Origin of the sequence: Mesorhizobium sp. M7A.F.Ca.ET.027.02.1.1, from assembly GCF_004022985.1 — a bacterium.
GTDB lineage: Bacteria > Pseudomonadota > Alphaproteobacteria > Rhizobiales > Rhizobiaceae > Mesorhizobium.
On the sequence record NZ_RZOL01000024.1, the window covers coordinates 20,351 to 31,718 of the forward strand.

Genomic DNA, 11,368 nt, shown 5'->3' on the forward strand with positions numbered 1-11,368 from the left:
ATCACTGAACGTGTTGATCGGCGCGTTGACTGCTAGACGTCGGCCGCAACAAGCTGCGGCCAAGACAACGAAGCCACTCTTCCAGCGAGACGTCCTTCTGGCCTAGCGGACCTGTGATCGCCGGCAAAAACATCTTCTCACCTATGTGCTCTCCCAAGGACCGGTACGCCTCGAACTGGGTTTCGGAGAAGAACTGATCGGCCGTCGAGTGGTGTGGAAATGCCGGCTCATCTAGCTTGTAGCGCCTGAGATACTCTCCCTCGTTGCCCGTCAAGGACAGCTTTGTGTAGAGCAGGTAACCGATTTCCCGAGCCTGATTCGGTCCCTGCGGGTAGAATATCCGGCAAAGCTGAAAGTGTGACCGGCTATAGCCCGCTTCTCCAAGCCTCAAGTCGTCCAAGTTTAGATCAAGGACGATTCCGAAATCGATATAGGCGAGCCGTTGCAGGTTCGTTAGCGCGTGGAATGTCATCGTCGGGTCATTCTCGCCGTCAACAGCTACAATAAAGCGGCATCTACGCTTCAGCAACTCGTAGACACCTAAGTTCTCGATATGACCGCCGTCAGAGATATTGAGAAATGCGCCATGTTCGTCGGCCGTGGAGGTCATTTCTTTCACCAGCTGCCATAGCCCCGGCCCTCGTGACGTGCTCCCTGGTCTGCGGAGCCAGATTCCCAATCGAAGATTGAGTGCTGTGAGCCAGAAGCTAGCGTAGCGTTTGGTCCGCAGGCCCATTTGCGGTGAGACCGCCGCGCCGGATAAGGCGATGGTGGATCCCAGATCGAGGTTGGCATTGGACTTTTCCCAGCTGGAGGTTTCGAGATAGCCGAGGACACCTGCACCTGCTGCCACAGGCGTGATCGCGAACACATCCGACAGGCGCCCGCGCATGACCGGATCTTTTGATTTTGGAACGTTCAGCGCGCAGTTGATGATGGGAAATAGAGCCCGGCGTCCGTCGAACGTACTCAGGTTCATCGGGTCTGCGGGCTCACCCGAGGGACGAAGCAGGAATGCATCTGACAGCTTGGCGCGGTAGTAATGATGCAGTGACGCGACATTGATGTCGAGAAATAGCCAAAGGAAGAAGAGGATGGCTGCCGCCAACCCTGCAGAGAAGATGCCGGTCGATGGGCCGCTATCAACAAAGAAGGTGTAAAAAAGAGACTCGGTCGTCAGCAGAAACAAGACTGAAAATGCCATCAGGAATGCTGGACGCAGCCGATTGAACTGTGAGATTATCGCCCCAGCCGCGACGAAGCCGGAGATGGTCAGTGCGAGCCAGGTCAGAATGGCACCGAGTGTAACCGGTGCGTAGGTGATGCTCGTTTGTGTGCCCACGACGAACAGACCTGTGAGGTAGCGCACGCTAGCGTGGAACAGCTGCAGGACGAAAACGGCAAGCGGCAAAAGAAATAGGACGCCAAAAAACGACATCAAAAAGGATGGTTTGTTGTCGCGGTAGAACGTCTTGCTTGCCAGCGGAATTATCAGAATGCCGCTCACAGCAGCGATCGGCAGAAATGCGGAGAACATATCCGTCACGTTTCCTGGAATGAAATTGCCGGTAGCAAACTCGCCATACGCAAAGATGGCGATCAACAGTGAGATCACCAGTAGATTTATGAAGATTCCGTGCGCCTGGATCGTCCCGAGCGCTAGGCGTTCGAGAAACGAACCCGACAGGTAGCTGGCGCCGTGACGAACTTTTCTGAGGATAAGCGACTCGCCTTCATCCCTCTCGAATGGTTGTTTGTTCGCAGCCAGCCCGAAATGAGGGTCATTGTCCGATCCGCCGAGAAGCTGTGTCAAGAAACCAGCGGCAAATCCGCCGCCGGAAACACTAGAGATATAGTCGAACTGCGGCAGAAGATTTCTGCGCGCGAGAGCCGCCAGCACGCCGATCGCAAATGTAGCGCTTCTAATGCCCCCGCCAGAGAGCGCCAATCCCGCAGCCCAGCTCCGTTCCGGATCGATCTGGTACTGGCGTCGTCGAGCCAGGACAAGATCCCGCTCCTGCGCCGCCAGGTTGTCGGCACCGCTACGAGCCCCCATGGGGCGCCACGCAGGAGCTAGTTGCATCTCGGCGTCAATAGTTGCGTGCTGGGAGTTCGCATCGTGAGATGCAGAGTAGCCGTCATGTCCGGCGATCATCTGCAATGCCCTATCTAGGTCGAGCAAGGCAAGCTGTACGACCTCTAAGTCTGCCCTGAACTCGTCGCTGGTGTCCAACGCGCGGAGCCCGCCTGCGTGGCTGATGGAATGCCATCGGGCGGTGAAAGGGCGCACCCTGGAGTTCAAGACGTGCCAGCCGACAATTTCGAAGGTGCTGCAGCCGAGGTTCGACGAGCAGAAAGATCTAGTCTTACCGAACAGTTCGAAAATGCTGGCGAGCGCAGCCTCTTCGACGCCTTGGCTGTAATCGAGATGCTGGGTGGCTACCCGTGAGATAAGTTCGATGTGGAGCGACTGGGCTGCACTTTGATCGGCCTCTTTTGGCGCCCACGGCCTGTGGCCATACTGCTGGAAGAACGACACATCGAATGCCGAGCTTGGCGCGAATGCAGGACGTAGCTTTGTTTCCCATGTTTCTGGGCTGTTGTCTGCCAAGGCTGCCCTCTCCTATCGATTTTTCAGAATCTGCTGCCGACGACATAAGGATTACTAGCGTTTGTACGCGACTCGTTACACAATGTGACACAATATAAGTGGATTCGCAGGACTCTCTGGGAGTTTCGAAAGATGTCGAAGCGTCGACACGTGTTTATCAGCCACCACCATGCTGACGATGATCATGTGACCAAACTGAGCAGCTTGCTTGGCCGCAACGGTTTCGAGATTCGCAATAGCTCGATCCGCGCGAAGCCGTCCAACCAAGCCCGTCTGGACGCGAAAAAAATTCCAGAAAGAACACTCAAGCGGCTGTTGCGGATGAAGATGTCATGGGCAGGAACCGTGATCGTTCTGATCGGTAAGGAAACGCATCAACGCCCATGGGTGAACTGGGAAATCAACAAGGCAAATGAACTGGGGAAACGCATTGTCGGTGTCTACACATATGGAGGGACGAAGGCAGACATCCCGCCCGCGTTCGAGAAATACGGAAACGCTCTGGTGAACTGGAACTCTGCCAGCGTTATCGACGCCATCGAAGGTAAAGACAGTCCTTTCGAGGACCCAGGCAGCAGCACGCCGCGCGAACCCGTGCATGCCGCTCCAACGTCGCGGTGCTGAAGCCTCTATGCCCAACGTCTACATGTACGTGGTTGCGAGAGATTTTGGTTTTGCCCCCAATCCTTTTCACGGTGCGTGCACGCTCGCGACATGCAAACCCAGGATCCGCAAGACGGCTCAGATTGGCGATTGGGTCATTGGCATGGGCGGTGCAAAACTGAAAGCGGTCGGTCGGTGCATTTACGCAATGCAGGTGACCGACACGCTCACCTTCGACGCCTACTGGCACGGTCCCGAGTACCTCTGCAAGCGGCCAGTCCGCAACGGGAGTCGCAAGACGATCATGGGTGACAATATTTACCATCAGCCGGCAGGAACTACGGCTTGGGTCCAAGAAGATTCTCATCACAGCCAGATAGACGGCAGCCCTGAACCGTCCAACATCAAGAACGATACCCAGACAAACCGGGTGCTGATCTCGCGCAATTTCTATTATTTTGGTGATGCGGCCCCTGCAGCTCCAAATCACATTCTCACTCATCTCGGTTATTTTAATGGGATTGGCCACAGAAAATTCACATTAGCAAAAGCCCAACCGTTGCTGGACTGGATGCACGCCGAATACAAAGGACGCGCCAACACCGTTATCGGCGATCCATATCAATTCATGAAGAGCGGTTCGCGCTATTCAAAGCGCATGGACAAAATTGTTGATTAGCACAAAAAGGTTTTCCATGGTGAGCGAGTTTTCTGCAGGAACTCTGACGCTTGATGGGTACCAGAAAGCTGCCCACAAAACAGACAAGCTCTTCAAGACCGACCAGGGTCTGTCCTTCCCTCTTCTCGGCCTTTTTGGGGAAGCAGGTAGCATATTGAGCGAAGTAAAAAAGAAGCAGCGGGATAAGACCGCATATATTGGCTACCAGAAGACAGTCATCGAGGAGTTCGGCGATACGCTGTGGTATCTGAATGCGATAGCCTGCAGGTCGAACATCAGCCTCGCCTATATAGGACACAACATTGATCGGCCGGTCGAAGATTGGCAATTTTCCGCTCCCGAGGACCTCAAGTTTATCGATCTGCAGAAATCTGTTGGAACCAAGGCGTCTGAACCGAGCACCCAGTTTGAAAGGCGCTTGGTGAAGCTGGCCTCAGAGGTCGGGCTTCTGGTCGTCGATTTTCAGGCCGGCCGCCTGGAAGACAACCAGGCCTCCATTGTTGGCAGGCTCGTTGCGATTCTGCGCAACCTAAGGGATGCCGCAGAGGAAGCCGGGCTCAGCTTGGCTGATGCGGCAGCGGAAAATCTCCTGAAGTCGTATGAACGCTGGCCACAGCAGAAGCGTTATCCGCCGCTGTTGGACGCAAATTTCCCCGAGCACGAACAATTTCCTCGGAAGTTTTCCCTGACCCTCGTCGAAAATGGCGAACCTGGGAAGAGGCAGGTTACGCCTTTCTATGCAGGGAGCCCGCTCGGCGACAAGTTGACGGACAACCGCATGGAAGACGACGACTATAGATTTCACGATGCTTTCCACATGGCATTCGCCGCGAAACTCGGATGGTCACCCAATCTGAGGCGCCTTTTGAAGCGCAAGCGAAAGAGCGTTCCGAAAATCGACGAGGTCGAGGATGGCGCGCGTGCGGTGTTGATCGAAGAGGGCGTTTCAACCTGGGTGTTCAATCACGCCCAGCGCTTGAATCTGTTCGAGGGTGTTCCCGCGCTCGACTATGGCCTTCTGAAAACGGTCAGAGAATTCGTTGAAGGCTACGAGGTCGCGAGCATGCCGCTGTGGCTTTGGGAGGAGGCCATCTTGTCGGGCTACGAAGTCTTCCGCGAACTTCAGGCCAACCGGGGCGGCGTTGTTACTGCCGACCTCGAAAATAGGACGCTCGGCTACTCCACGAATTCGTGAGTTTTAGGTGAGCGACAGCGACAGTTGCGGGTTGTTGGATCTATCTTTCGGCAGTTTGTAGAGCGTGGCGATCCCGGTGATAAACTCGGCCTGCCCTCCATAACTCGGGTGTCTCACTCCAACCGCGGCAATATCTAGATCTGCCAACGCTTTTTGAGCATCCTTGCCGATGGCAACTACATGCCGTGGGTTCAAAGTCCGCAGGAGCCATACCAGCAGGCTCCGGCAAGCCTGGCGCTCCGCCCTTGTGTGGCATCTGTTGGAAAGGGGGTCGCCTTCCTCGTGGGGATGAAGGGGAAACACGTTCCAGAGGAACACGGGGCGCCCTATACTCTCCAGCATGCTCCAAATGATCGTCGCGGTGCGCTCCGCCACCATCGGCCCTTTCGTCGCGCGGGAAAGCGAGGTGCAGCCGAAGATCGCAGCATGGGATGACAAATGGGCCTCGTCTGTCAGAGGAAGCCCAGTTCGCCTTCCGCCACGATAGCCCAGGTCCCGGCCGATCCAGAGCGAATCGATTCCGTTCATTGTCGCGGCGAGGAGTATCGCCTCCAAGTTCTTGCGCCGGATAGCCGGGGCGTCGTCAACATCGTGAACGGCGCACTTCTCAGAATAGGGATTGAAGGCGTGAGGAAAGCTGAGTCCCGAAAGATCATCGAGAAAATCGTTGACGTTCACGCCATCAATCTCCGATCTGGCAAAATCAAGGGTGCGCACCGTTGCAAACTGCGGCTACTCCGACGCAGATCTCATGCTGAGCACGATCTATGACACAAAGCTGATGGCGAGGGAATCAGGCACCGCAGCGCTACGAAAATTGAAGTTGGATTGATCCAAACCTGTGATCAGTGGGCATCAGTTTTATCCTGTGAGCAGATGACGCGCCAGTGAGAGCGTGGCGGCGCAATCTTTAAAGCAGCGTTCTGAGGCCCATGCCGCCGGCCAACGTTCCGGTGGTTTGCGCGAACAGGCGGCTTCCGGGATAACCTAAAATACCTCAACCGAGCTGAGACACCACCAAACCCGGTGTCCGGAATGGACCGTGACAATGTTGGCGCACCCGACAGGATTCGAACCTGTGACCTCTGCCTTCGGAGGGCAGAATTCCCTATGCCGATTTCGCCTTTGCCTTCCGTGCCTTAGCCGATGCCGCCTTTGTGGCCTGTACGCGTCCTGTACGAAGGGCGGCTTGTACCTTGCCTGTTGCATCCTCGGCGTGCGTATAGGTTTTCTGCATCAATGCAAGGTCTGCCCAGCGGCCGGCTGACGCCACGGTGCGCGGATCGAGCTTCTGGCGCACCAGCATCTCGGTACCGAAGCCGTGCCGGCCGGCGGCGTGCGGCATGATCTCGGCAATGCCGGCTCGCTTGCATGCCGTCTTCCAAGCCTTGTAGACGCCGTCCTTGTTGGCGTAGCCGAACACGCGGGCCTCCTTCATGCGCGTCTTTCCGTGCGGGCCTTTGCGCGGGCGGCGCGGCGGAAGATTGGCGATCTCGACAACCAGGTCCATCGGTATGTCGACCCACTGCTCTTCCATGCCTTTGGCTTCCGGCATCCAAACGCGGGCATTCTGCAGGTCGAGGTCCGCCGGCCTGAGTGCGACTGCCTGGCTGATGCGCGCGCCGGTGACGAACATGAAGTGCGCCATCGCGGCCTGGTAGCGGTTCGCCTCGGCACGGAATGCGAGCAGCCACTCCCATGAGCCCGGCACCTTCTCGACGCGGCTTTTCTTGCCGCGGGCGCGATCCTGTTTCAGGCGGTCTGCTTTGGAATAGGACTTGATGCGGATCGGCGGGCATTTACCGAGATCATGCGCATTGTTGATCACTGCGCGCACCGGGGTGACGACGTGGCGCTGCCATGTGTCGGTCGAGCCCAGCGGGTAGAGCAACGCGCCAAGGTTGCGCACCTCCTGCGGCGTGATCGAAGCCACGGCGCGGTCCTCGATGTTCGGCAGGATCCTGGCCAGATCGCCGGCTTCCATAGGATTGGCCGGATAGAGGAGTACCGCGTCGGCGAAACTTAGCGCCCTTTCGTCTCCAACGAGATCACGTTTGATCTCTTTGAGCTCGAAGGCCGCGATTGCCGCTTCGGCGTCCTTTTTTGGCGCTGCGACAGGTACGCAAGAGCTTTGTCGGTAGTATTTGCCGCCCGGTATCCGGTCGATCCGTCCCTTGAACCACCACCATCCGTCGCGTTCGTAGGGTTCGAGGGGCAAGGTTCCATCTCCTGAAACAGGCGGTCCATGTGTTCCGGCAAGAGCATCATCACTTTGCCGAGCATCCGGCAAGCCCCGAGCCGCCGCGCGTCAAAGCGGATCGTCCTGGCCGACAGGTGGATGCCTCGCATGGCAAACACTTCAACCCATTCTTCCGGGGTCTTTCCGGCTTCGAGGATGAGGCAACTCATGATGCAGCCTCCAGCCCCAAACTGCGCATGAGGTTGCGGCAGTCGGCCCATCCGGCATGGCCGGTCCATGCCGCCAGAAACTTTTGCAGCCGCTCATTATCTCCGGCGCCGCGATAGGCCCGGATCTTGCGCCGGGCTCGGGTGACGCTGTCGCGGCGCAGCAGTTTGTGTGTCGCCCAGATGCGGTAGCCGACGAAGTTTATGCCACGGGCGGCGGGCTGGATGCTCCACTTCGAGAAGCGCAGCCCGAGCCGCTCACGCGAGAGCTGTTCGATAGACATGCGGACGCGCTGCAGATGTTCCGACGAGCGGCCAAGGATGACGATATCGTCCATGTAGCGATACCAGTGCCGCTCGCCGAGATCCTGCTGCAGATGCCGGTCGACGATGCCGCCATAGACATTGGCGAAGATCTGGCTGACCAGGCTGCCGATCGGCAGGCCGATTCCGTCGCGCGGCAACATAGCCTCGATCAGGCGAAGCGTGGCACGGCAGGAAATCTTGGCCTCGATCAGCCGCCACAGCACAGCTCGGTCGATCGAAGCGAAGTATTTGGAAAAGTCCGTCTTCAGGACGAACAGCGGTTCATCGTTTCGCGTCAGCCGGCGGATGTCGGCCTGCAGCATGTGGGCGGCTGCATGCGTGCCCTTGCCCGGCCGGCAGGCGAAGGTGCGTGGAAGCAAGGTGGCGTCGAAGATCGGCGCGATGATTTTGAACAGCGCGTGCTGGGCGATGCGATCCCGGAACGGCAGCGCCGAAATGGTGCGCAGCTTCGGATCGAAGATGTTGAATTGATGCGGCTCGCCCTGGATATAGGCGCCACTGGCCATATCGCTGGCCAGTCGTTCCAGATTGAGGATGGAGAATTCCTTGAACTCCAGTCTGGCCGGCGTCAGCCGCTTGCCGCGCGAGGTCAGCCGCAGCGCCTCGAGCATGGTGGCGTCGGCGGTGATCGCGCCAATCAGGTTTCGGTGCTTCTTCCCCATGAGCGGATTCCAAGCCTTGCTTGCCGGTCGCGGGTTTCGACGGGTGGTGCCCGCTACTCCCCGCTGTACCGGACCCAGAAGTGTGTTCGCCGAAGCCGGATGACCGGGCTGACCACCCCGCCGCGCCTGACCGAAACCAGGCACGGCAAAAGCAGAGTGCCGGCGCGGCCGTGACCGGCGCCGAGCAAGAAAAGGATCGTCACTGCGGCCCCGCGCGGAGATGTTGTCGTTCGAGTTCTCCGGCCAGTAGTCCAAGTTCGCGTAGCGGGAGCCGGCTTTCGAGCCGTTGATCCACGAGCCGCCGAAGATGGACGCGCGCCGCATCATTTCCCCGTTCACCCGTTGCCCTTGGCGGACTTGATCCATGCCCCGAGCATCGCGCCGGCTTCAGCCAGCAGGCGAAGCGTCGCCTTGTGCTGGTTAGGCGTGATGATCTTGAGCTTGCGATCTGCCGCGAAGCGCAACCAGAAGCGCAGCGTCGCCAGGTTGGCGTCCGCCGCGTAAAGCTTTGATGGCTGCCGTGACTTCGCCGCCTGGTAGAACAGGCCCACCTGGTCGAACAGCACGGCCATCATCGTGTCGCGGACATTGCCATGCGCGCGCGGGCAGCGTTGCAGGATCGGGTAGAGATAGGTCACGGCTTCCTCATATTTGTCGATGATCGCCAGTCCCGGCGCTGCTGCATGCTCGTCGCGGATGATTGACATGGCGGTTTTCCCAGGGCTGGCGGAAGCCCGGCGCTTTCGCGCCGGCTAGGCGGCAGGCTTCAGGTGGTCACTGCGGCCCCGCGCGGAGATGTGGCCGGTCGAGTACACCGGCCAGTAGCCCAAGTTCGCGTAGCGGGAGCCGGCTTCCGAGCCGGTGAACCACGAGCCGCCGAAGATGGACGCGCGGGGATTGTCGGGATCGCCGTCGGTGCCCCACTGCCACATCGTGCCGGTGACGTCGAACAGGCCCCATCCGGAGACGAATTTCTTGCCGTCCCCGGAAACATCGCCGGTCGTTTCCGGCTCTTTATCGCGCGAAGTCCGTTCGCTGACACCGTAGGCGGCGGCGAAGAACTCTTCTGCGCTGAGCATGCCCTTGCCGTGATGGGTGTAGATCTCGCCAGCCGTGGCGTAGTCAAGCTTCTTGTATCGGCCCTCCCCACCGATCTTGACCGGCAACGAGCGCCCGTCGGCGATAATCTGGCCGAAGCGGCTTGTGCCGTCGGTCAGGTGATCGGTGCCGAGCAGATAGATGTCGGCCCAGAAGCGACCGTCGATCAAAGCCATGCCACGCGGATCCGGACATGCCGGGCGGAAACCCAAATCCCAGCATGAGAAAGGATTGATGGCCGGGATTCCGTCACCGCCGGCGCGCGCAGTGGCATTGCCGCTCGGTGCGAAATGAAAGCCGCCGAGGATATCGCCTTTCAGCATCTCGGCATCGCATATGTCGGCGCGTGGCTTGCCGTCGGAGCCCAAGAAAATACAGTAATCGCGTCCGGCGGCCGGGTCGACGATATCGACTGCCGTATCCAGCTCAAACGCGTGGGCCGCACCGGCGATTGTGACGACGGTGCCGGCCTTGATCGCAATGGCATCGGTGCCGGTGACGACGAAAATGGAGGTGGACAGATCGGCCCGATCGAGACCGATGGCAGGAATTTTAGCTGTAGCGTTCATGATGATTGATCCTCTGGTTTGAAGGGAGAGGACCAGCGCTTTCGCGCCGGTCAGGCAAGCTGCAGGTGGTCACTGCGGCCCCGCGCGGAGATGCTGTCGTACGAGAACTCCGGCCAGAAGACCAAGCGCGCGTAGCGGGAGCCGGCTTTCGAGCCGTCGATCCACGAGCCGCCGAAGAGGGACGCGCGAGGGATGTCGGGATCGCCGTCGTGGCCCCAGTCCCAAAGATTGCCCGACGCCTGCATGATGCCGCGCTGCGAGGTCCTGGCGGCGTCCAGCCCGGTCAGCTTCGGATCGCGAGCGGCTGACGTCTTTTCGGTGACGCCGAAGGCGGCAACGCGGTATTCGTCATAGGAGAGCAGCTGCTTGCCGTGATGAGCGAGGATCGTCACGGCGGTCTGGTAGTCGAGCGCGTCGTAATGGCCCTGGCCGTCGATGCGCAGTGGCAGGTCGACGCCGTCGGCGATGGTCACGCCGAAACGGCTGGTGCCGGCCATGTGATTGACGTTCAGCTTGTAGATGTCGACCCAGATTTTGCTGCCACCTGGCAGATCGACCAGCGCCATCCCGCGAGGATCCGTGCAGGCCGGGCGGAAATTCAAATCCCAGCACGAGAACGGATTGATCGCAGGCTCGCTGTCGCCGCCAGCGCGCGCCGTGGCATTGCCGCCTGGCGCGAAATGGAAACCGCCGATCTCGACAAAGCCATCTTCTGGCGTCCGGCCGGCCGGCAGCGCGATGGCCTCTCCATCGTCATTGACGACAATCGCGAAGTCGGTGCCGGGGACCAGATCGCTGGAGCCGATCACGATCTCATGCTCGGTCTGGTTTTCGACTCCTCCGGCACCGAAGTTGACGACGGTGCCCGCTCTCAGGAAAATACGGCGGCGGCCTTCGACGCGGAAGGCCGGGCTGTTCGGATCGGCCTTGGTCAGGATCGATGCGGGAACGGCGGATTTCAGGGCTGTGGTCATGGAAGACTCCTTCGGGTTGGATGGTTGGCGAGTTTCAGCAGCACGTCGGCGTGGCATGGCGCGCCTGGCCGGCACCAGCAGGCGAGGTTCTTGCCGGTGAGCTCGCCGGCGTTGTCGGCGACGAACTGGCGCGTCTGCTCCAGCGCCTTGACGTCAGGATCCGCGCCGACGCGCATCAGGCCGGCGAGCAAGGCGGTGTAGAGGTCGACGCAATAGGCGGCGTCGCCATGCTTGCCGACGATGA

The 11,368-nt window shown here is 59.3% G+C and carries 11 protein-coding genes and 1 tRNA gene; 3 read left to right on the top strand and 9 right to left on the bottom strand.

The window, feature by feature from the left end; all coding sequences use genetic code 11:
- Nucleotide 1 precedes the first annotated feature (1 nt).
- Entirely contained in the window at nucleotides 2-2,611 is a 2,610-nt protein-coding gene (locus tag EN749_RS05045) for a patatin-like phospholipase family protein (protein ID WP_128362660.1), read from the bottom strand.
- Nucleotides 2,612-2,743: 132 nt separating this feature from the next.
- On the opposite strand from EN749_RS05045, the gene EN749_RS05050 reads away from it, so the two are divergent.
- The 3 genes from EN749_RS05050 to EN749_RS05060 are packed head-to-tail and all read left to right on the top strand — an operon-like array spanning nucleotide 2,744 to nucleotide 5,088.
- Nucleotides 2,744-3,235, top strand: a complete 492-nt coding sequence (locus tag EN749_RS05050) for a TIR domain-containing protein (RefSeq protein WP_128362661.1) — start codon at nucleotides 2,744-2,746, stop codon at nucleotides 3,233-3,235.
- A complete protein-coding gene (locus EN749_RS05055; protein ID WP_245491266.1) occupies nucleotides 3,210-3,893 on the top strand; it encodes a hypothetical protein in 684 nt (227 codons plus the stop codon). Before EN749_RS05050 ends, EN749_RS05055 begins: the two co-directional genes overlap by 26 nt.
- Before the next feature lie 19 nt (nucleotides 3,894-3,912).
- Nucleotides 3,913-5,088, top strand: a complete 1,176-nt coding sequence (locus EN749_RS05060; RefSeq protein WP_145990878.1) for a nucleoside triphosphate pyrophosphohydrolase family protein — start codon at nucleotides 3,913-3,915, stop codon at nucleotides 5,086-5,088.
- Between the two features lie 3 nt (nucleotides 5,089-5,091).
- On the opposite strand, the gene EN749_RS05065 is transcribed toward EN749_RS05060, so the two are convergent.
- From EN749_RS05065 to EN749_RS05095, 8 genes are all read right to left on the bottom strand, one after another.
- On the bottom strand, nucleotides 5,092-5,766 hold the full coding sequence (locus tag EN749_RS05065; RefSeq protein WP_128362663.1) for a uracil-DNA glycosylase: 675 nt from the start codon (nucleotides 5,764-5,766) through the stop codon (nucleotides 5,092-5,094).
- Nucleotides 5,767-6,140: 374 nt separating this feature from the next.
- A tRNA-Ser gene (locus EN749_RS37475) sits at nucleotides 6,141-6,211 on the bottom strand.
- On the bottom strand, nucleotides 6,197-7,306 hold the full coding sequence (locus EN749_RS05070) for a tyrosine-type recombinase/integrase (RefSeq protein WP_210214707.1): 1,110 nt from the start codon (nucleotides 7,304-7,306) through the stop codon (nucleotides 6,197-6,199). Before EN749_RS05070 ends, EN749_RS37475 begins: the two co-directional genes overlap by 15 nt.
- A 187-nt stretch (nucleotides 7,307-7,493) precedes the next feature.
- Entirely contained in the window at nucleotides 7,494-8,483 is a 990-nt protein-coding gene (locus tag EN749_RS05075; RefSeq protein WP_128362664.1) for a reverse transcriptase/maturase family protein, read from the bottom strand.
- 335 nt (nucleotides 8,484-8,818) lie between these two features.
- Nucleotides 8,819-9,190: a diversity-generating retroelement protein Avd gene (avd, locus tag EN749_RS05080; RefSeq protein WP_128362665.1), complete on the bottom strand. Its 372-nt coding sequence runs from the start codon at nucleotides 9,188-9,190 to the stop codon at nucleotides 8,819-8,821.
- A 45-nt stretch (nucleotides 9,191-9,235) separates the two neighbouring features.
- Nucleotides 9,236-10,150, bottom strand: a complete 915-nt coding sequence (locus EN749_RS05085) for a hypothetical protein (RefSeq protein ID WP_128362666.1) — start codon at nucleotides 10,148-10,150, stop codon at nucleotides 9,236-9,238.
- A gap of 50 nt (nucleotides 10,151-10,200) precedes the next feature.
- Complete coding sequence (locus EN749_RS05090; RefSeq protein WP_128362667.1) at nucleotides 10,201-11,124, bottom strand: hypothetical protein; 924 nt, start codon at nucleotides 11,122-11,124, stop codon at nucleotides 10,201-10,203.
- On the bottom strand, nucleotides 11,121-11,368 hold a 248-nt coding region (locus EN749_RS05095; protein WP_128362668.1), incomplete at its 5' end, for a DUF4326 domain-containing protein. The genes EN749_RS05095 and EN749_RS05090, both read right to left, overlap by 4 nt.

Coding starts and splice junctions, on each gene's coding strand:
- EN749_RS05050 (WP_128362661.1), top strand. CDS start 2,744: ATGTCGAAGCGTCGACACGTGTTTATCAGCCACCACCATGCTGACGAT.
- EN749_RS05055 (WP_245491266.1), top strand. CDS start 3,210: ATGCCGCTCCAACGTCGCGGTGCTGAAGCCTCTATGCCCAACGTCTAC.
- EN749_RS05075 (WP_128362664.1), bottom strand. CDS start 8,483: ATGGGGAAGAAGCACCGAAACCTGATTGGCGCGATCACCGCCGACGCC.
- avd (WP_128362665.1), bottom strand. CDS start 9,190: ATGTCAATCATCCGCGACGAGCATGCAGCAGCGCCGGGACTGGCGATC.
- EN749_RS05085 (WP_128362666.1), bottom strand. CDS start 10,150: ATGAACGCTACAGCTAAAATTCCTGCCATCGGTCTCGATCGGGCCGAT.
- EN749_RS05090 (WP_128362667.1), bottom strand. CDS start 11,124: ATGACCACAGCCCTGAAATCCGCCGTTCCCGCATCGATCCTGACCAAG.